The sequence below is a fragment of the Anabaena sp. FACHB-83 genome, assembly GCF_014697485.1.
Lineage (GTDB): Bacteria > Cyanobacteriota > Cyanobacteriia > Cyanobacteriales > Nostocaceae > Nostoc_B.
The window spans coordinates 35,170-52,643 of sequence record NZ_JACJRY010000029.1 but is presented as its reverse complement, the minus strand read 5'-3'; the positions used below and the strand labels follow the sequence as shown (position 1 = coordinate 52,643).

Below are 17,474 nucleotides of genomic sequence, written 5' to 3'. Positions count from 1 at the left end.
GTTCTGTTGAGCCAGTAAAACTCCAGTAGCCTCAGCCGTCAATAATCTGTCGCTGCATCACATAACGCCGATGAACTTTATTTCCAAATTGTTGAGGTGGTGCTATGTGTACCACTTCAAAACCCAACTTCTGCCAAAAAGCAAAACCTAACTGATTTTCTTCCAGAACAGCTAAAAATACGAATTGGGCTTTTTGTTGAGCCACCCATTTTTCGTATGCTTTGTAAAATTGCGAACCATACCCTTTGGCTCTTTCGTCTGGAGCCAACATCATTAATCCTATCCACCAACTTTTCTCATTAGGATAATGCCGAATAGTTTCGAGAACTCCGCTCAGGAAATTATGTGAATCAAACAGACCAAAAATAAATTTATCTTCTAGATTTTTACCATTAGGTAAAGCGAGAAACTCATCAGCAGCAGCAGAGGCAACAGGCGGATGGCCATCGGATAAAAAGGCGTAATCAGTACATTGTTCGTAAAGATGCTGAAGAAGTGTTGCATCGCTGGGATTGAGTTTTTTTACTATGTACTCAGAATTTGGCAGTTCAAATTGTATGGAATTACTCATGGTATAGCATTTCACTAAAATAACCATGCTCTCGGTTTCAAGGGGCGATGAACGTGGGATTGGGAAGCATTGTCAATTAAGGATTTTAGCTGTTTTGAGCAACGAGTTGGTGGGATTATTTCAACTTCACTAAGTTGAAGCCCAGTCTATAATTTGTAATCTCCATCGCCACACCAAATTCACCACCGCAGAACATACGGAGCGCAAGTAAAGTAATGTAACCCCCACAAAATAGATTTCGTGCTACAGTCCGTAAAAGCGCATACTTTGTATAAAAAATCTACAGTGTTTTAGTAGCAGGACTTTTGAGGGGATGAGTCAGTGGTAAAAATCAGGGAGATTTGGCAGAGATTGTTTTCTAATGACGAGCAGTTAGAAAAAACTAAAGACAGCGTAGAACAGGGAACTTACTTTCCCAATTAACAGCACAATGTTATGTCCTGCGGTTTTTTCTTTTGGCGATTCACCCAGAGTTCAATAATTTGCTGCCGGGACGCTAGAATTTCCCTAAACTGCTGCTTGTATTCTTGTTGGGCTGAGGCATCTAGGGATGAACATTTCCACCACCGTAACAGTTCGAGAGTGGGGGCGAATACGGGAGAGTGCTTACCTTTCCCGCCCTTCGGTGGGTGGAGGGAAATCGACACAGCCTCGCCTTTGATTTGTCCAGCGTAGTACGAGGTAAAGATAGCCATACTACATTAATAGTTACATTGAGATTAAGGTGTTGATATTCACCATTTACTACAGCAATAAAGTTGTTGAGAAGCACGACTATAAGCCACATACAATAGTTTATTTCGTGTCAACAAATTACGACAGGTAAAAATATTTGAAGTATCAACAAAACAATGAGGAAATGTACCGCCTTGGGATTGATGAACAGTAATAGCATATCCATATTGTAATCGGTGCATTAAGCTGCCTTTGACAACGAGATTATAAGTTTCTAAAAGGGCAGGAGTACCAATCTTCGCTAAAATGCTCTCCATTGCTTGGGCAACTCTTCCAGGAGTCAAACTAACCAATAACTTCTGCCAAGGTAGAGGGTTATCTGCAACGATATCACGGGCTAACCACAATTCCCAAGTCATGATGGGCATTAAGTCACTCCAACGCTCACATTGTTTAGGGGTACTTAGTTTGGGAAGAGTCCAGTGTAAGCGTTGCTTCAAAAATCGATACCAATGGTCAACAGTAAAACGACGCAGATAAAGTTGCCAAACTTCTTCTAAAGGCGGCATTTGTTCTCCAAGCCAAGCCAACCACAAAGGTTTTGAAACTCTCAAAGTTCCTTGCTCATTCAAACGTTCAACCCGAATCAGGGACATCGAACGTGTAGCGCATAAGCGAAAGTGTAAATTTGACCACAAGCTCACCTTGATGCGTCCTAGTTTGGCATGGTTTACTTCTATACTTTGAGTGGCTTCACTCCATGTCGAAGCATCATTCAACTTAAATTTATCACCATGCTTCCTCGGTCGTCCCTTGCCAGAATATGGTGGTGGTGCGCCCCACAAACATAAATTTGAACGCAAACGGACGAGAATATCTGCTTTGATATCGGCTGTTTTCAACAGGAAAGGGGCGCAACCGTATTCACTATCCCAAACCGAAATTGGTCTTGTAGGTAAATTTTCACACACCTGTTGTAGTTGCCACGCTGCTTTCTGTATTGGGCTTTCCCAACTGGTAATTCTCTCATGTCTCAAAGGTAATGCCCAACTGCCAGAATCTTCCGGTATCCAAGCAATGGTGCTATAGCCTTGACCAACAGTAATTGGTTTGTCTCCTCCCATTGAGACACTACTGTGTTCAATTGTTCTTTCCTGTAGTGTTACCGCATCTGGCCTTGGCCAAGCTGTATGGTCGCCTGCTAACAATGGGCGACTCTGTAAAGGCATTTGTTTGATGTATAACTGCATCAATTTCTGCCGTTGTGGTCTGCTATCTTGTAATGCTTCGTAGATGCTTGGCCACTTACGCCTAAAGGCTGGTGATAGCGATAAATCTGCCAAACTGTAAGCGTTTCGCGTCAGCAATATTGCATCCATCAGTTCAAATGTTGCATCATGCGCTCTTCCTAGATAGTTATACGCTGCTTGACGAAATTCTTTTAATTTGGCACGGTTCATATTGGCAGATGAGAATTGGTGGTTCTTTTCTCAGATTCTGCTAATAGGGGGCCTGTGTTCAAGCACACCCCCTATTTTTTCTTTGATTGCCTGCCATTTAGTCTAAACTCCAGTTTTAGGCACTCCTACAGAAATCCCATGAGCCACCGTAAGAACTCCGGGTTGATAGCTTCGGACTTCAATAGACTGCCATACTTCCGCCACAGAAATACCGTGATGGCAGAGTCCACCAATGCCGGAGAATAGGGAAAGGACAGATATCATGCGACTGCCTCCAGGTGTTGGGAGTGTAAATCAATCTGGGCATTAAACAAACCTTGCTTGCCAGTGATGGGAATAGCCTGGATAATCCGCTTAATGTTGTCCAATTTCCAAGCAAACCGCCCAACTTGCCAATCCCCAGTATCAAGTTCAGCTTGCGGCTGCTGGTCAATGAAAGCCTGAGTCATCCTAATGCAAGCGGTTAAATCAACCAGAGCAACGGCATAGCCAAAGGGCAAATCATCCCACTCGATATAATTATCAGTGTGAGCTAGTATTTGTTGATACTTGCTAAGAAAGCAGCTATAAGTGAGTTTTTGGTGAATGCTGGTCTTCTTAGCAGCACAAATTAACAACGAGCCTCTGTAGCTGGTAGACCAAGAACGAGTTTCATGCTTTTTCAAACCCATTGGGATAAGAGTTGCCCAGGGCTGATGTAGGCTGATGGCTTTGATTATTTGGGTAGTCACAGTTTCAAAATTCCAATAACTGAATGTATGCGTCCAACGCTGCAATACCCGGATGAAGCTGCGGTTGAGACTGTAGCCCGTTGCAGATAACCGCAGTAACCCCAAGTTCAGTAAAAGTAAACCCGATGCTGGAGTGTCGAGCAGCGCAGTGGTTGATGATGGTCAGTAGAATGAAATTCAGTTGTTGCAGAGTAAAGTCTTGTGTATTCTCTAACCGCCAAGCAAAGTTTTCAGTAGTAATCAGCCGCCAAGCATCGGTTGATTCACACTTTTCAATTGTTGGTAGAATTCGGACTTTAAACTTAAAACTGTGATTAGTCGATTGGCATTCATCAGGGGCAAGAGTAGCCCAAGAGTGAAGCAGTTTTTGGTAAGTTGTACTCATACAGAAATATTGGTTTGAGCCACAATAAAAAACCCAAGAGAAGATGTGACAGAAACTGGTCAATTCACCTCGCTAAGTTCAAAAACCGAGAAGTGGAAAAATCACAAAGCATAGTTGCAGTACCCAGCTTGCCGTAAAGTCGATTTTTCTCAACAATCAACTCAATAGTTTGGTCGCTGGGGTCTTTGGTGTAGACAGCATCGCGGTAAAGCATAATCAACTGGTCGCAAACCTCGAAGATTTCGCCAGAGTTACGGAGTAAATGGCGGTTGGGTCGTTTGTCAGCAGTTGTCTGGTTGCCTCGATTGATTTGACAACCCAAGAAAACAGGGATTTTATGTTCTTTGGCGATCGCGCGAATCTGGCGAGTAATTTTACCGATCTCATGGGCCATATTTCCGCCGGACTCCAAAGGAATTTGCTGTAAGTAATCGACAAACACAGCACCAATCTCTCCTCCACTTTCAGTAATAGAGCGACGAACAGCCGAGGCGATCTCCGTGGGAGTAGGCGTTGAATGCTCAAAAATCTGCCAAGGCATTTGTGCAAGTTGATCGATGCCTTGAATGATTTGCGGCCAGTAGTGTTCGGTGCGGTTTTTGATATGGATGGAATCAACACCAGTAATTCGGGCTAATATTCGATTATTAACTTGAACTCGATCCATTTCGGGGGTGACATAAAGAACACCCTTGCCGAGATTCGTCATGATTTCATAAGCAGTTGAAATCATGAAGTGGGTTTTGCCCATGTGAGACTCAGCAGCCACTACCACCAAACTACTAGGGAAGATACCACCAGTGATTGCTTCCAAGTCATACCAGCCGAATTTTTCGCCTTGCAGTTGTCCCATCTCCAGTTTTTGGTAGAGTTCCATAGCCATGTCAGCAGCCTTGTGAACTTTGTACTGTTCGTCGGAGGAATTTTGGGTGACGCTGAAAACTTTTTGTTCGGCTTGCGAGAAGATTTGTGGTAAGTCGGTTTGGGTTTCGTAACCTAACTGCACAAGTTCATTACCAACTTTAATTAGTTGTCTTCGACGGTATTTTTGCATCACCAAATCAGCCAGAACATCGATGTTGACGGCAGAAACCGTGCGGTCAAATAGAGAAGCTAATTTGTTTCGTCCGCCGATGCGTTCCAGTTGATTGTGATCCTTAAGCCAGTTGGTCAAGCAAAGTAAGTCAGTAGGTTGTCTAGTAGCAGCAAGCCGAGTGAATGCTTGGTAAATAGTTACGTGTGCGCTCACATAAAATGCTTCCGGGACAAGGATATGGCTGATGCGGTCGAATGCTTGTGGGTCAAGCATGATGCCGCCGAGGATGGATTCTTCCGCTTCAATGCTCTGGGGCGGTAAACAATCCACTTCTTTGGGAACTGAAAAAGGAATGACGTTATCTTGATTAGAGTGCATAATTACGCTCCGAGGGCTTGTTTTAATTGGGCTTCGACTTCTAACAAGGCAGCAGCTGAAAGTGCTGAAGAAGTACGAGTTTTTTGAGAATTCACTCTTTGAAAAAGTTTTTCTTTGATGAGGAGTGTTTCACTGGTGTGCTGAGGTAAAGCAGAAGCCGTTTGATTCGCTTGTTCTTGTTGTCGGCGTTGTTCGTCTTGGGCAATGGCCTGTGCCAGGGATATCTGTGGTTTGGGTGCGGTGCGTGGATTTGGGCTAGTTGATGGGGTGGTTTGTTGTTTTTTCAGAAGAGCTTGTTGATAACGCTGCATCAAGTTCGTCCAGCCGCCTTTGGTTTTCTCCCAAGTATTCATCACGGAGACTGCATGGGTAATTTTTTCATCTTTCGTGCATGAGGCAGTGCTGGCTAATTCTTTTGCCACCAAATCCACAACGATCGGGTTGAAATTCTGGTATTGAGGGTGTAATTTCCGTTCCCCAGAATGCCAGGGCAACACCCAGCGATTCCATTTGATTTTTTCTCTGACAACCACTGGTACAAAATCCGAGGCGAAAGTAGTTGGGTCAGTAATCCAAGCCTCGATCAGTTCCTCCACGCTACGTGCGGATTTGTACGGATTATTGTTCGATTGTTCGTTTTTATCGAATGACCCCGCCGCCATAAAGAGTCTACATGAGGGATTGTCTGTGTGTTGCGAAGACTCTGATTGATTTGACAACGAAGTGAGAGATTCGGGAATTAGTTGTTCTTGGTTTGGTTGTGAAAACGAAGAATTGGAAATTGGTTCTTCTTGCTTTGGTTGTAAGTTCAGATCAGTTTTTTCACACACACACACATGAGTAAGAGATGCGTCTTTAATTAGAGGTGCAGTATGTGTAGTAATCTCTGAAGTATTCTTTGTATATATAGATATATTGCCCAAATGCGGCATTACAGTATGCCCATCTGGGGCATTACAGCCTGTCATATTGGGGCATTCTGTATTGGATGATTGGGGCAATATATATTGCTCTGTTAGGTCATTACATATTGCACTATCAGTGCTGTCTATATTGTCCGAATTGGGCATTATGCTGTGTTTTTGAGCAGCGTCATCCTGAGATTTTTTAGCTCTACGAGTCCAAGCTTTTGTAATTTCCGCAATTGGTAGCTCAAGATTGTTCATAAAAGCTGCCCAACGTTGATTTAAAGCATTCTTATCTAACCAAAACTCTAAGCGTCTTGGGCATCCGGTGTATTTTTCTTGGAGTAATCCTCTGGCTTTGAGAAATTTTCGGGCTGTTTCTTGTTCTTTTCGCGTCAGCCCAGTTTCTTTCTCAATCTCGGCTTGAGTTTTATAAATCCAGCCTTCAGGATTTTTTTGTTTACCTAGCCAGTAATACATTTGGCATAAAAACAAATTTGGTAAAACGCCACCAGTTACCGCAACTAATTTTGGATAATAAGCAACAGAATTGCCAATATCTATCAAAAAATCTGTTAATTTCATACAGCCCTCAGAATAAACTTACTAAAGTAATCTTGTTGTTGTAGAACGCCCTTTAAACTTTTAAATTTTCGACCATGAGTAATATTGCACCTCAAACTGAATACGATTCTCCGTGGAAGCAAATACTACAGTTGTATTTTCAAGATTTCATGTTGTTCTTTTTTCCTCAAGCGCACAGTGAAATTGATTGGAGTAGAGGCTTTGAGTTTCTTGACCAGGAATTGCAGCAAGTAGTCCGCGATGCCGAACTAGGAAAGCGACTGATTGATAAATTGGTGAAAATTTACCGTATTGGGGGCGAAGAGGAATGGCTGTTGATTCATATCGAAATCCAAAGCCAAGAAGAAAATGATTTTCCTAGACGTATGTTTGTATACAATTATCGAATTTTCGACCGTTACAATCGCTCTGTTGCATCCTTGGCGATATTGGGGGATGAAAACATCAAGTGGCGACCAAATCAGTTTGGTTATGAATTATTTGGCTGTACGGTTGATTTCCAGTTTCCGATAATTAAGCTGCTAGACTATCAACAAAGGTGGAAAGAGCTTGAAGCCAGTCTTAGCCCTTTAGCTACGGTAGTAATGGCTCACTTGGCAGCAACGCAAACCAGTGGTGACAGAGTACAACGCAAGCGGCAGAAACTAGTTTTAGTCAAAAGATTATACGAACAAGGGTTTGGGCGAGAAGATATCATAAATTTATTCCGGTTTATTGATTGGATGATGACCTTACCAACTCAACTAGAGTCGGAATTTTGGCAAGAATATCGAGACTATGAGGAGTCTAAAAGTATGCAGTATGTTACTTCGGTTGAGCGGTTTGGTATCCAAAAAGGATTGTTGAAAGGCATAGCTTTGGGGCTGAAACTCAAGTTTGGAACCTCTGGACAAAATTTATTACCTGAAATTGAACGAATTGAAGATGTCACTTTACTCGAATCAATCTTGTCAGCAATAGAAACAGCGAATAGTGTTGACGAATTGCGCTCTTTATATCAGTCAGCAACTGACACTCAGCCAGAGAATTAAAGTTTTGAAGAGTATTTAATTTTCAAGGTTCAATTAGTAATTATTCAGTTTTGTTGCTGACTAATAGGATTTAAAATTTGAATGCACAATTATGATCGATAACAGCAATTCATCTCTTCCCCCCAACGTGCGGTCGAAAAGTCAGATTAATTCGTGTACTCATAACCTTATTCGTCTTCGGAACTTGATGCAGATGAGTAGTCTGACAACCCGGAAGCATCACCAGCAAACTGCCGTGTTCCAACCAAAAATCAGTAGGCTTGCCTCCGATGGGTTTAATTTGGAATTTCCTCACCGCGCCGAGACTAATGGAAGCGATCGCCGGGTCAAGTCCCATCGAAGCCTCGTTATCGTTGTGCCACCCGCCCTTCGGGAATTCAAAATGCAAAATGCAAAATGCAAAATTAAAATTTGTCTCTTTCATTTTGAATTCTGAATTTTGAATTTTGAATTGAATACTGTACTGATTGCCAATGACGATGCGGAAACTGTAACCAGTAGTGGCGGTAATTTTATCTCGCAGTTGGGCCAGTGGTTCTGTCCAAGGTAGGGGTTTGAGTAGAACGCTTTTAGAATAAAGGTAGTCACAGCCTTCATCGCCGTAAATACATTCAAGTCGGGGAACAGGCATAGTTTTACCCAGCATTTTTATCTGATTCTGTTGCCATTGCAGTTCTTGGCAATGCTGGTAAAGTTCGTCTGCTTCTTGCTTGTTCAAGAACTCTGGATAATAACTGACTGGTAAAACGCTTGTGGGTTCATCAAATAGTGTCATCTGTTTCATAATTCCCCTATGGCGATCGCCCTTACAATTTCTTCTGCCCGTTCTTGAGAAATAGCCTGTTCAGGATTCTTGTAAAACCCAACAATTTGAGATTTGGGACGCACAATAATGCGCTGTGTGGTTACACGTTTATCCCACACAAAGCAAGAGATGGTGATGTTATCGGTAGCCCAACGAGTACCCCGTTTATCCTTGCGAAAACAAAAGCGGGGCAGAACCAGCACCAGCGAAGGCGGATATTGCATCATAAAATCCGCACGATCATCGCAAGGTTCGAGAAAGCTTGTCAGTAAAAATGCAGCAACACCAACACGGGCTTTGTGGTAAGCATTCTTGATAATAGGTGCAGCAAATTCGGCATAAGGTGGATTTGTGCAGATCCAGTCGCATTCGGGAAATTCTGCCCAGGATTCGGATAGTGTTACATCCAAGTGGTGATTAGCCTGTTTGTTCGGGTCGATGTCATTTGTCCAGATATGTTCTGTATGAGGCCACACGGATAGTAATGATGCGATCGCCCTATGCCCAACACAAGGTTCACCAATTACACCAGATAACGGAACATAGCGCAGGAGTTCGGTAGTGAACCACGATGGAGACTCATAGAAGTTGAGAGGGTGACGGGTAACTGGTTCAGTAACAGTTGTATGAGGTACTAATAATGGTGTGACTGTCATGTCGCTTTGCTCCAATTCAAAATTAAAAATTATTAATTCAAAATTAAAGATCATTAGTGTGAGCTTGTAACCAAGATTTTTAAATTCAAAAAAATTCTTATTCTTCATTTTGAATTTTGCATTTTGCATTTTGAATTCAAAAAGGTCATGCTGCTTCTTCCTCAACATTAAAAGAGTCTTGATTGTGGACAATCGTTGCGCTGATTGATTCAAAATCAACTTGAAAAATATTTAAATCTGGTGTTATTTCGCCGGAATTATATCGGTCTGTAATGATTTGTCTGATGGCTGCTTCTGTCAGTGCATCGGGTATATATAAGTGAGCTTCCTGATAAACTTTTTCTACTACTTGAACTACTATTTTCATGAATTGTTCTCCCAAAATTCAATTTGACTTATCGTTTGAAACTGTGCAGCCAGTGTGCTTAAGTATTCCTGTAGTTCTTCTGTTGCTTCTTTGGGGCTAATTTCTTTTTCAAAAACATAAATTCTCAACTTCTCTAAATAAACTTCCACACGCGTAGTATTTATTGCAGGTGAAGTTAATAGTGTTAAAGTAAATTCCTCATATTTGCAGAAATAGTATTGGAGGTCTTCGCTTAATGGCTGTCCTTGCTGCCAAGTAATAACTTCTTCATCGTCATTACCAGTTAGTTCAAATTCGACTTCTTCAATTGCAACTAACGCCATTGCTACACAGGCTTTTTCTGCCGGATGGGTAGAGTCTTGCATTTGATAGTCTTGTCGAACTACATAGCCTTGAAGTCGGTAGAATGCTTTGGCTAATTTTTCAATGAGTGCATCTGTTTGAAATAATCCGAGTTCTTTCATGTTTAAATCCCAAACTCAAAAACCATATTTCCATCAACATCAACAGGACTGATGTTAATTAATCCACCACCTGAATAGTCACAAGGAATTTTGCGTTTATCCTTGTCATCAAATGCTTCTTTATGCACTTCTAACCATCGCCCTACACAAGAAAATCCAACGCCTGATTCGGGTGCGCCAGCATTTTTATAATCTGCAACAGTGGCAATATGTCCGCAGTAAGGGCATTTAAATTTCCACTGCATCATGTTTTGTCCGAATAGTGTTTGTCCTTGTAAAAGCCATTCATCTTTGGTCATTGTTTTACCTTCTCAAAAGGAGAATAATCAGGGCAGTAATTGTGATTAAATCCATCAGGGTAAATAGCGCATATTAATCTTGCTTTTCCATAAAGCACCCCATGATAATTAATGCAGTTAGAGCAAATGCCTGGGTCAAAGTCATCTATTTGTTCAATCAGGTAATCATCAGAAAAGGATGCAGTACCGATAATTTCTGAAGGGTCAATGAATGAGTTTGCCCCTATAATTTTCACTAACAAACTATTTCGGTGTTTGTCTATCAACTCTAATCGTTGAATATGCCTTTCATTTGATGAATAAAGGAAACTCTCTTGAAATACTAAAAAGGACTTTAAAGAACTCTTGCCTGATAGTTCAAAATCTCGCTGTTCTCGGTATGATTCAAGCTTTGCTATTTCTAAACGGTTCATTTAATTGCCTATAATTTTATTATTTATTAAATAGTGTTTTGTTGTTTCATAGTTAATAATCTTCTTCATCTATAGAACAATCACAAGCAACATAAAGTGCTTCAAGTGGTATTTGATGTGTTCTTTCTGGGAAGATTTGCACGTATAAACTTCTTGTTAAATAGCCCTCGTTATTACAGATATTGCAGAGTGGCTGATTTTCAAAAATAACTTTCGCCATAACTTGAACATCACTATCTGATATTTGCCCTTGCGTTTGAATCAAATGCTGTAATATCCCGCCTTTTAATTTATCTATTTGTTCTGGTGACAAATCAATTCTGATATCGGCTGGTAGTGCTGAATTAATCAAATTAATAATCCAGGCTTCTTGTTCACTAAACTTTCGGTAACTCATTTGAATTTCTCTTGTTTATGAAAGGTTACGCTTGCTAATTAATTATCATTGACTAATGACCGATGACCAATAAACGATGACCATCAAGCCGTAACCACAGCTTTCTTCCGAAAAGCCCCCGCTTGCCTGAGCGCCGCCGCAGGATTTGGGTGGTCGAAAAACTCATCAATCGCTTTCGTTAACCCCACAGCCACCGCAGGGTCATGGCATGGGTACACATAAACTGGCTGTTGAGTGCCGTTCACTAATCGGTTTTCCTGGCGTGAACCCAGGTGTGGGTAGAATGTCCTTATCCAAGTACCTAAATGCCCCCGGCAATGAGAACCGCTAACAGGGACTTGTTTGTTAAGCTCAGACTCCGCAAAGTTCACCACGCCCATCCATTTCTCTTCTGAGCCGGTTAGCATTTTTCGGTTATGTTCCGCCAGCAGATTCGCTGCGAAGTCTTTAAATTGCTGCTCGGTGTACGGGTTGAGTTTACCACCAGTCAGTTCTGCGAGAGTTTTTATGGCTTGGACAAGAGTATGCAATCGCTGTTCAACTGGGGGGAGTGCTGGTGCTGGGGGTTGTTGGGGTGGTTGAGTGGTTGGTATGGCTGCAACTAAATCTAAAATGATGGTGCGTACTTGGGCGGCAATCTCAGATTCAGTCAGCAGCATTGCGATTCTCAAAGCACCCAAAGGACTAAAAACTCTCGCTTTTGGTGTTCTCGAACTTAGACAGAAGGTCTGTCTAACATCCCGTAAGTCTTTGCCAGTAAGGGTTTTGGTTTCCAATCCTCGAAATTCAGCCCCATTAACCCTGTAGAGTTCTTTGACAGCTGATTCGGTAACTCTAAAATACTCAGCGATTTGTGAGGTAGTCGCCCAGCCACTACCACCCCAGACTGCAAAGATAATCGCTTTAGCCTTGGTCAGAATTTCTAAAGCCTTGTCGTCAGAAAAATTGGTGATGGCTGAGGTTCTAAAAGATTTGGATTCGAGCAGTAGCGACTGATTTAAGGGTAAAGACATAGTTTGCTCCTTTTTAAAAGAATTCTTCACGCCTGAGATTTCGTGTGCCAACTATAAATTGTGGCGATTTCAGCTACTAATCTTTGCAAAGAGTTTTCTGAGCAATATTTGACATAATTTCTGACTAGAGTTTCGTAAATAGACCAATCCTTTGTTAAACCGTGATATTGCCTTAACCGAGAATAGTAGAGTGTGCGACAAACAGAAATTCTTAATACTTGCTCTGGTAGACGGCATATAAGTTCAGCGTGTTGATCAATCTGTTCAATAACAGATAGCTCTGTATTGTTAACTAATGGTTGAGCTTGAAAAACGGCATCTACCCCAAATAATTCACATATTTGAGATATTTCAAGATGAGCATGATTGTATACGTATGCAGCCATAGCAACTACGCAATCATCTTCTGTTCCGCCTGAACCAAGGATGAGTGAGTTAATTCCAAATACTTCTGCTAGGCGGTTATTTCTCTCCTGTTCAGGTTCTTGATCATCAAGACAATCAAAAAATCTTCTGGTTGCTTCATTTAGTGAAATTATCATTTTGACTCCTGATTAAAAAACGCTACACACTTAGTAAATACCAATATCACTGCTTGCAGTTAGCGGTGAGAGTTGTCACCAGAGGAATAAGCGATCGCAGTTAATTGCTGTTGAATATTTGTGATGCGCTGTTGATACTGCTCAAGTTCTTCTTGTAGTACTTTCTGAAGTTTGGATGTAGATAGTGGTTTGAGTTCGTCATCAAAGTAGTGGTGAAGTTCTTCAGAATTTTTGTTAGGAAGCACGATGTAGCGCCAACCAAAACAATTCAAAATTAAGAATTCAAAATTCAAAATTGAAGAGTAAGATAATTTTGCATTTTGAATTTTGCATTTTGAATTGGAGCAAAGCGACTTTCCGTATTCTTCGGCTAGTAGTGTGTCGGGAGGGCAGTATTCAACACCGACAATTAAACCTTGTTCTGTCCGTTGCCCTAGCCAGAATTTAGGTAATTCCCAGCCCTGGGGGATTGATGTATTGAATTGCATAACTGTCTTGATGTATTGATGACTTTGACAAAATTACGGAAGTTTATTCCCAGTTGGATAGTTATATTTGAAACTGGTACGCTATTGGTTTCGGTCTAGTGGGCATCAAAGCCCACTGTTTCCCTACACTGCGACTAACGCCGTAGCCTCAAACAACCCCTGCAATTCCCTCGGCGACAGTTGCTCCAACGGATGATATTGCAAGTATTCGTTAGCCGTTGGTAAATCATCTGGTATTTGTAGCAGCCACATGGCATCCTCAACAGAATCGCAAAAGGTTTGTTTTTGATTAACTCGCGCAAACCACCAGAGTCGATTGATAAAACCAACTTCGCCCAGCTTCTCGCCATCGCTGGTGTAAATCCCATCATCCAGCAATTCCAAACCATATTTGTCGCACTCACAGGCAATCTGCACCATGATTTCATTTCCTGTGGTGCATGGTTCCTCAAATGCCCGTTGCACTGGTAATGTTCCTTGCTGGTACTGCTGCTTGACATAACTGTGGCATCGAGCAGGTGTAGTGTCCCGGAAAATCTCAATGTCATTTACCAGCACTCGCCAGTACAAATCTTGGTAATTGTCTTGGTCAAAGCTCACACTTGCCACCAATTGACCGTCAACAGAGGCTTCTTGGTCGTAGAAGGAGATTTCTGTAACTGTCGGGAGTTCTGGAAATTGGGCTGATGCAGGTAAGGGTAATGGGAGTGTCCCGTCTTTGTAATGCCATTCGATGTAACGGAAGCATCGAGCTTGGGTGTTGTGTCGGAAGATTTCGTTACCATTTACCATCACTAACCAAGGCTGGGTGACGAACTCGGCGTTATCGTAGCTGATGTATGCGATTAGCTGTTTACCAGCAAAAATCTCGAAATGGTGGGGGTTGATTTCTTTGATTGTTAATTCTTCGGGTGCGATCGCATTGGCTTGATCTGCGATGTACTGGTTGAATTCGCCTTGAGCTATGTCCTGCTCGTCAATCTTCTGAAACTGGGCGGATTGATATTCTGCGATCGCGCTTCTCCATTCATCCTTGCAGCGTCTGTCGTTTACTTCGAGGGTGCAGCCGATTTCGCTGTAGATGCGCTTTAGCTGGGGTAGGGATTTGGAGCGCAGCTGTTGTTGTGAGTATATGGCATGGGTCATAATAAAGATTCCTTGAATATAAGGGCAGAGAAAGCACTTTAGATTCGCAGTCGGGGTGCTTTCTCTCTTTCTATGGTAGCACTACTTTAATGCTACTACAACATTTTTATTACGCTAAGGTAGCGTTACCCTCGTGTTACAATGAAGGGAGTATAGTTTTGGAGTAGCGTTATGGTGTTATCGGTGGTTACAGCCAAAAAGCGAATCTCGCTTTATTTGGATGAAGCATTAAAGTCTGACTTGGAACGGTTAGCCAAGATTCGGAAGCGTTCTCTATCTAATTTGATAGAAGTTATTTGCGAAGAAGAAGTAGAACGCGCCAAGAAGAGTGGAGAACTAAAGGATGCGTAACCTTCAACCATCGGTTTTAACGCTTTACCTTCATTTCAAAGTTAAATTCGGTGTCTACTTCAAAATCAAGTTTGATTCTCTCGCTCTGGGTTTCTAGCTTTTAATAAAAATTGATTGCAACGATCTGCAAAGCTTGGAATCTATTGGACTTAACTCTAAGCAAATACCAATAAACGGAAAGAGGTGGAATGATGAACACCCCACCCAATAAGCGCAAAAAAGCCACCTCTACCTCACCACTCAACTCAGACATTACCCCTTCAGAAAATCCAGCTTCAGCAACCATCGACGTTTCTGCCGTTGAAGTCCCAGAACTTACCGAAGATGAACAACGCGATCGCCTGCACCTGGAGCGAAAGGTAGAACGGGCATTTTTTGAGGCTGGCAAGGCTTTAATGGAATTGCGCGATCGCAAACTTTATCGTTCAACACACAAAACCTTCGAGGAATATTGCCGTGATAGATTTGGCCACAACCGTCGTCAGTCTTATCTTTTAATAGATGCGGCTGTTGTATTTGATAATCTGGCTGAAAAATGTGATCGTTCCGATCACATTTTGCCGACTAACGAGTGGCAAGTTAGACCGCTAACAAAACTAGATCCAGACATTCAGCCCGAAGCATGGCAACAAGCTGTAGAATCTGCCAAGGGTAAAGTACTATCTCATCGTATCGTCAAAGATGCGGTGCAGCGAATAATGGAACGTACCCAAGTACCCAATAGCTACCAGATTGGGGAGGTGTGCCAGATTTTAGTCAAAGACAATCCCGAACTCAGGGGTAAAGGTGGTTGTTGGGCGATTGTCACTCAAGTGAATGACTTTAGCTGTACTGTGAGAACCTGGGATGGCGAAGTGACGGTTGGGGTGCAGCATTTGAAGTCTTATGAATACTTGCCTCAAGAATGCGAACAGATGCAGCAGATTTGCGATCGCATCAATGCGGTGTATTCGAGTGGGCTGGAGGAGTCGGTGCAGAGATTTTTGGAGTCGTTGGGGAAGTTGAATCGGGCTTATTTGACGGACTTGGAGGAAAAAGTGTTGAGTGTGTTGGAGTTGGAAACTGGTAGCTTTTGAGTTATAGCTTAATTATCCCGTAGTTTTACTGTGAACAAATAAGTAATATTGAATACAATAATAGAAGTATAAGTCATATATACATAGAGTTTTAGCTTTTTACTTACGTTAATGGGTAAGAAGATAGCCAATATTTTTTGATAATCATACATGAGCATAAAAGAATATCAAATTAGTATTCTCTCTCAAGGTATTCGTATAGGACACGTAGATCCAGAAGATGCTTTTCCAAGAATTATTATTCCTCAAGAAAAGGTGTTAGATATTCCTGAGAGAACTTGGCTAGAAATAGCTGAGATGGCTAATTATACAAAATCTCGTAATTTTATAGTAGACCTATCAGACGAGCAGATAAATGAAATTAAGCAAAAGAATATTTTAACAAATAACTATCGTCCGCCTATTGAAAACGCGCCTGAAAGTCTAAAATGTTTAACTACTCATGCTCCTTTTGCTTATGCAATTGTAATGGGTAAAGAAGATATGGAGATTCGACGAAAAAACACCAATCACCGTGGATGGACATTAATCCAAGCTGGACTGTCAATGGACAGTGATGAAGCTTTTAAAGAATATAATATTTCACCTAATGTACAAAGAGGATGTATTATTGGCGCAGCTGAATTAGTTGATTGCCGATATAGTGAACCTTGTTATGTATATACATTTATTAACCCTACATTTTTTAAAAATTTTATTCCAATTAAAGGTAAGCAGTGTCCCTTGTGGGGTGCAAGCAGTTCTGTTGAAAAAGCTGCATTTACTCAGGCTTGGAATCAAATAGAGAGATAAATTAAAAAGAAAATGTGAATATTATTCTTCAATACTATTATTTAGTGTTTATTAAGATATAAGAAAAATTGATTGGGGTAAAATGGGACAAACAAACTATGCAATTGCTTTAGCACCAGACCAAGCCTACTATATAATGGTTGGGAGAATACCAACAATAATACTTAATACTTCCTATAACGATGCTAATTTTTTTCTAATTCATTCTGCTTTGTATATTGATGAATTAGACCAAGAAAGAGGAGAAAATAGACTTATTGCAGGTGGTGTAGCAAAAGATGTTGTTCCTGTAAATTCTATTCTTGCTACAGCAAAGGCTGAAATATTTGAATATGACGAAAGCCAATTTAAGGCAGATGCTAATAAGCACTACCTAGGTACAGACTTGTCTTTTTTCAAAGCTCAGAATGAATGGGGCGATGATCCTGTTGTTGGGTATGAATTTAAAGAAATATTTAAGCTACCTAAGCCAATACTAGGGATAGCAGATGACATAGAGGAATTTACGGTATGGGAACCGGAATCTCCATTTGAGGAACTGTGTTTTAAAGTTGCTTTAAATGCAAGATTAGTCAGACATTTAGTTAAGCAATAGTTTTGTAAATACGGAGATTTTGAAGAATACTGGAGTGAGCGTTTTGGCTTCGAGTAATATTAGCTGTATAGGTGAATAAAAATTCTGCAATCGCATCAGCCAGGTATATTTCAATAGGCTGGAGTAGCAGTACAGAGGTTTCTGAAGTCTTTGGGAATTTTAACCGGGCTTATCTTATGCTTTGAGAAAAGAAGCTCTTAGTTTGATAGAGAAAGAATACAAGATCATAGATGAAGTAGCATTCTCAATAAACTAAAGATTAAAAGAAAACACTAATACAGAGTGTTAAGTTATATTCTTATGTTGTTGACTG

General features: G+C 41.3%; 24 protein-coding genes. 5 read left to right on the top strand and 19 right to left on the bottom strand.

The features are described from left to right. Window positions 1-31: 31 nt before the first annotated feature. From H6G79_RS25690 to H6G79_RS25655, 8 genes are all read right to left on the bottom strand, one after another. Window positions 32-571, bottom strand: a complete 540-nt coding sequence (locus tag H6G79_RS25690; protein ID WP_190592972.1) for an N-acetyltransferase — start codon at window positions 569-571, stop codon at window positions 32-34. A gap of 419 nt (window positions 572-990) precedes the next feature. After that, the gene (locus H6G79_RS25685; protein WP_242048546.1) at window positions 991-1,266 is read right to left on the bottom strand and encodes a hypothetical protein; all 276 of its coding nucleotides are present in this window, start codon (window positions 1,264-1,266) and stop codon (window positions 991-993) included. Window positions 1,267-1,305: 39 nt separating this feature from the next. After that, window positions 1,306-2,706: an NF041680 family putative transposase gene (locus H6G79_RS25680; RefSeq protein WP_190592971.1), complete on the bottom strand. Its 1,401-nt coding sequence runs from the start codon at window positions 2,704-2,706 to the stop codon at window positions 1,306-1,308. A 102-nt stretch (window positions 2,707-2,808) separates the two neighbouring features. Further along, window positions 2,809-2,970, bottom strand: coding sequence for a DNA cytosine methyltransferase (locus H6G79_RS25675; protein ID WP_190592970.1), 162 nt, complete (start codon window positions 2,968-2,970; stop codon window positions 2,809-2,811). Further along, window positions 2,967-3,437 (bottom strand): ASCH domain-containing protein, encoded by a 471-nt coding sequence (locus H6G79_RS25670; RefSeq protein ID WP_190592969.1) that lies wholly within the window; start codon window positions 3,435-3,437, stop codon window positions 2,967-2,969. The genes H6G79_RS25675 and H6G79_RS25670 overlap by 4 nt, the downstream gene beginning before the upstream one ends. A 4-nt stretch (window positions 3,438-3,441) precedes the next feature. Then, window positions 3,442-3,822: a hypothetical protein gene (locus H6G79_RS25665; protein ID WP_190592968.1), complete on the bottom strand. Its 381-nt coding sequence runs from the start codon at window positions 3,820-3,822 to the stop codon at window positions 3,442-3,444. A gap of 64 nt (window positions 3,823-3,886) precedes the next feature. Continuing rightward, complete coding sequence (locus tag H6G79_RS25660) at window positions 3,887-5,236, bottom strand: DnaB-like helicase C-terminal domain-containing protein (protein WP_190592967.1); 1,350 nt, start codon at window positions 5,234-5,236, stop codon at window positions 3,887-3,889. A 2-nt stretch (window positions 5,237-5,238) separates the two neighbouring features. Further along, window positions 5,239-6,726 (bottom strand): hypothetical protein, encoded by a 1,488-nt coding sequence (locus H6G79_RS25655; protein ID WP_190592966.1) that lies wholly within the window; start codon window positions 6,724-6,726, stop codon window positions 5,239-5,241. A gap of 74 nt (window positions 6,727-6,800) precedes the next feature. Here H6G79_RS25655 and H6G79_RS25650 point away from each other — a divergent pair, with 74 nt between their 5' ends. Further along, complete coding sequence (locus H6G79_RS25650; RefSeq protein ID WP_190592965.1) at window positions 6,801-7,757, top strand: cytosolic protein; 957 nt, start codon at window positions 6,801-6,803, stop codon at window positions 7,755-7,757. 109 nt (window positions 7,758-7,866) lie between these two features. Here H6G79_RS25650 and H6G79_RS25645 read toward each other — a convergent pair whose 3' ends face one another. From H6G79_RS25645 to H6G79_RS25595, 11 genes are all read right to left on the bottom strand, one after another. Continuing rightward, entirely contained in the window at window positions 7,867-8,541 is a 675-nt protein-coding gene (locus H6G79_RS25645) for an alpha-ketoglutarate-dependent dioxygenase AlkB (protein ID WP_190592964.1), read from the bottom strand. Beyond that, entirely contained in the window at window positions 8,538-9,218 is a 681-nt protein-coding gene (locus tag H6G79_RS25640) for a hypothetical protein (protein WP_190592963.1), read from the bottom strand. The genes H6G79_RS25645 and H6G79_RS25640 overlap by 4 nt, the downstream gene beginning before the upstream one ends. A gap of 145 nt (window positions 9,219-9,363) precedes the next feature. Continuing rightward, on the bottom strand, window positions 9,364-9,585 hold the full coding sequence (locus H6G79_RS25635) for a hypothetical protein (RefSeq protein ID WP_190592962.1): 222 nt from the start codon (window positions 9,583-9,585) through the stop codon (window positions 9,364-9,366). Next, window positions 9,582-10,049, bottom strand: coding sequence for a hypothetical protein (locus H6G79_RS25630; protein ID WP_190592961.1), 468 nt, complete (start codon window positions 10,047-10,049; stop codon window positions 9,582-9,584). The genes H6G79_RS25635 and H6G79_RS25630 overlap by 4 nt, the downstream gene beginning before the upstream one ends. 2 nt (window positions 10,050-10,051) lie before the next feature. Then, window positions 10,052-10,348, bottom strand: coding sequence for a VVA0879 family protein (locus H6G79_RS25625; RefSeq protein ID WP_190592960.1), 297 nt, complete (start codon window positions 10,346-10,348; stop codon window positions 10,052-10,054). Further along, entirely contained in the window at window positions 10,345-10,761 is a 417-nt protein-coding gene (locus tag H6G79_RS25620) for a hypothetical protein (protein ID WP_190592959.1), read from the bottom strand. The genes H6G79_RS25625 and H6G79_RS25620 overlap by 4 nt, the downstream gene beginning before the upstream one ends. Before the next feature lie 52 nt (window positions 10,762-10,813). Further along, window positions 10,814-11,158 (bottom strand): hypothetical protein, encoded by a 345-nt coding sequence (locus H6G79_RS25615; protein WP_190592958.1) that lies wholly within the window; start codon window positions 11,156-11,158, stop codon window positions 10,814-10,816. Between the two features lie 83 nt (window positions 11,159-11,241). Beyond that, window positions 11,242-12,171 carry a hypothetical protein gene (locus tag H6G79_RS25610; protein WP_190592957.1) on the bottom strand — a complete coding sequence of 310 codons (930 nt, stop codon included), beginning with the start codon at window positions 12,169-12,171 and terminating at the stop codon, window positions 11,242-11,244. Window positions 12,172-12,197: 26 nt separating this feature from the next. Continuing rightward, the gene (locus H6G79_RS25605) at window positions 12,198-12,713 is read right to left on the bottom strand and encodes a hypothetical protein (protein ID WP_190592956.1); all 516 of its coding nucleotides are present in this window, start codon (window positions 12,711-12,713) and stop codon (window positions 12,198-12,200) included. Between the two features lie 59 nt (window positions 12,714-12,772). Further along, the gene (locus tag H6G79_RS25600) at window positions 12,773-13,201 is read right to left on the bottom strand and encodes a hypothetical protein (RefSeq protein WP_190592955.1); all 429 of its coding nucleotides are present in this window, start codon (window positions 13,199-13,201) and stop codon (window positions 12,773-12,775) included. A 123-nt stretch (window positions 13,202-13,324) separates the two neighbouring features. Beyond that, window positions 13,325-14,347, bottom strand: coding sequence for a hypothetical protein (locus H6G79_RS25595; protein ID WP_190592954.1), 1,023 nt, complete (start codon window positions 14,345-14,347; stop codon window positions 13,325-13,327). 171 nt (window positions 14,348-14,518) lie between these two features. Between H6G79_RS25595 and H6G79_RS25590 the strand changes: the two genes are divergently transcribed. The 4 genes from H6G79_RS25590 (at window position 14,519) to H6G79_RS25575 (ending at window position 17,161) form a co-directional block, all read left to right on the top strand. Beyond that, complete coding sequence (locus H6G79_RS25590; protein WP_190592953.1) at window positions 14,519-14,698, top strand: ribbon-helix-helix domain-containing protein; 180 nt, start codon at window positions 14,519-14,521, stop codon at window positions 14,696-14,698. Between the two features lie 191 nt (window positions 14,699-14,889). Beyond that, on the top strand, window positions 14,890-15,774 hold the full coding sequence (locus H6G79_RS25585; RefSeq protein ID WP_190592996.1) for a hypothetical protein: 885 nt from the start codon (window positions 14,890-14,892) through the stop codon (window positions 15,772-15,774). 150 nt (window positions 15,775-15,924) lie between these two features. Then, entirely contained in the window at window positions 15,925-16,566 is a 642-nt protein-coding gene (locus H6G79_RS25580) for a hypothetical protein (RefSeq protein WP_190592952.1), read from the top strand. An 82-nt stretch (window positions 16,567-16,648) separates the two neighbouring features. Next, window positions 16,649-17,161, top strand: a complete 513-nt coding sequence (locus H6G79_RS25575; RefSeq protein WP_190592951.1) for a hypothetical protein — start codon at window positions 16,649-16,651, stop codon at window positions 17,159-17,161. Window positions 17,162-17,474: the final 313 nt, after the last annotated feature.

Excerpts from the sequence above, each read along its gene's own strand:
- H6G79_RS25690 (WP_190592972.1), bottom strand. The coding sequence starts at position 571 with ATGAGTAATTCCATACAATTTGAACTGCCAAATTCTGAGTACATAGTA.
- H6G79_RS25685 (WP_242048546.1), bottom strand. The coding sequence starts at position 1,266 with ATGGCTATCTTTACCTCGTACTACGCTGGACAAATCAAAGGCGAGGCT.
- H6G79_RS25680 (WP_190592971.1), bottom strand. The coding sequence starts at position 2,706 with ATGAACCGTGCCAAATTAAAAGAATTTCGTCAAGCAGCGTATAACTAT.
- H6G79_RS25675 (WP_190592970.1), bottom strand. The coding sequence starts at position 2,970 with ATGATATCTGTCCTTTCCCTATTCTCCGGCATTGGTGGACTCTGCCAT.
- H6G79_RS25665 (WP_190592968.1), bottom strand. The coding sequence starts at position 3,822 with ATGAGTACAACTTACCAAAAACTGCTTCACTCTTGGGCTACTCTTGCC.
- H6G79_RS25660 (WP_190592967.1), bottom strand. The coding sequence starts at position 5,236 with ATGCACTCTAATCAAGATAACGTCATTCCTTTTTCAGTTCCCAAAGAA.
- H6G79_RS25655 (WP_190592966.1), bottom strand. The coding sequence starts at position 6,726 with ATGAAATTAACAGATTTTTTGATAGATATTGGCAATTCTGTTGCTTAT.
- H6G79_RS25650 (WP_190592965.1), top strand. The coding sequence starts at position 6,801 with ATGAGTAATATTGCACCTCAAACTGAATACGATTCTCCGTGGAAGCAA.
- H6G79_RS25645 (WP_190592964.1), bottom strand. The coding sequence starts at position 8,541 with ATGAAACAGATGACACTATTTGATGAACCCACAAGCGTTTTACCAGTC.
- H6G79_RS25640 (WP_190592963.1), bottom strand. The coding sequence starts at position 9,218 with ATGACAGTCACACCATTATTAGTACCTCATACAACTGTTACTGAACCA.
- H6G79_RS25635 (WP_190592962.1), bottom strand. The coding sequence starts at position 9,585 with ATGAAAATAGTAGTTCAAGTAGTAGAAAAAGTTTATCAGGAAGCTCAC.
- H6G79_RS25630 (WP_190592961.1), bottom strand. The coding sequence starts at position 10,049 with ATGAAAGAACTCGGATTATTTCAAACAGATGCACTCATTGAAAAATTA.
- H6G79_RS25625 (WP_190592960.1), bottom strand. The coding sequence starts at position 10,348 with ATGACCAAAGATGAATGGCTTTTACAAGGACAAACACTATTCGGACAA.
- H6G79_RS25620 (WP_190592959.1), bottom strand. The coding sequence starts at position 10,761 with ATGAACCGTTTAGAAATAGCAAAGCTTGAATCATACCGAGAACAGCGA.
- H6G79_RS25615 (WP_190592958.1), bottom strand. The coding sequence starts at position 11,158 with ATGAGTTACCGAAAGTTTAGTGAACAAGAAGCCTGGATTATTAATTTG.
- H6G79_RS25610 (WP_190592957.1), bottom strand. The coding sequence starts at position 12,171 with ATGTCTTTACCCTTAAATCAGTCGCTACTGCTCGAATCCAAATCTTTT.
- H6G79_RS25605 (WP_190592956.1), bottom strand. The coding sequence starts at position 12,713 with ATGATAATTTCACTAAATGAAGCAACCAGAAGATTTTTTGATTGTCTT.
- H6G79_RS25600 (WP_190592955.1), bottom strand. The coding sequence starts at position 13,201 with ATGCAATTCAATACATCAATCCCCCAGGGCTGGGAATTACCTAAATTC.
- H6G79_RS25595 (WP_190592954.1), bottom strand. The coding sequence starts at position 14,347 with ATGACCCATGCCATATACTCACAACAACAGCTGCGCTCCAAATCCCTA.
- H6G79_RS25590 (WP_190592953.1), top strand. The coding sequence starts at position 14,519 with ATGGTGTTATCGGTGGTTACAGCCAAAAAGCGAATCTCGCTTTATTTG.
- H6G79_RS25585 (WP_190592996.1), top strand. The coding sequence starts at position 14,890 with ATGAACACCCCACCCAATAAGCGCAAAAAAGCCACCTCTACCTCACCA.
- H6G79_RS25580 (WP_190592952.1), top strand. The coding sequence starts at position 15,925 with ATGAGCATAAAAGAATATCAAATTAGTATTCTCTCTCAAGGTATTCGT.
- H6G79_RS25575 (WP_190592951.1), top strand. The coding sequence starts at position 16,649 with ATGGGACAAACAAACTATGCAATTGCTTTAGCACCAGACCAAGCCTAC.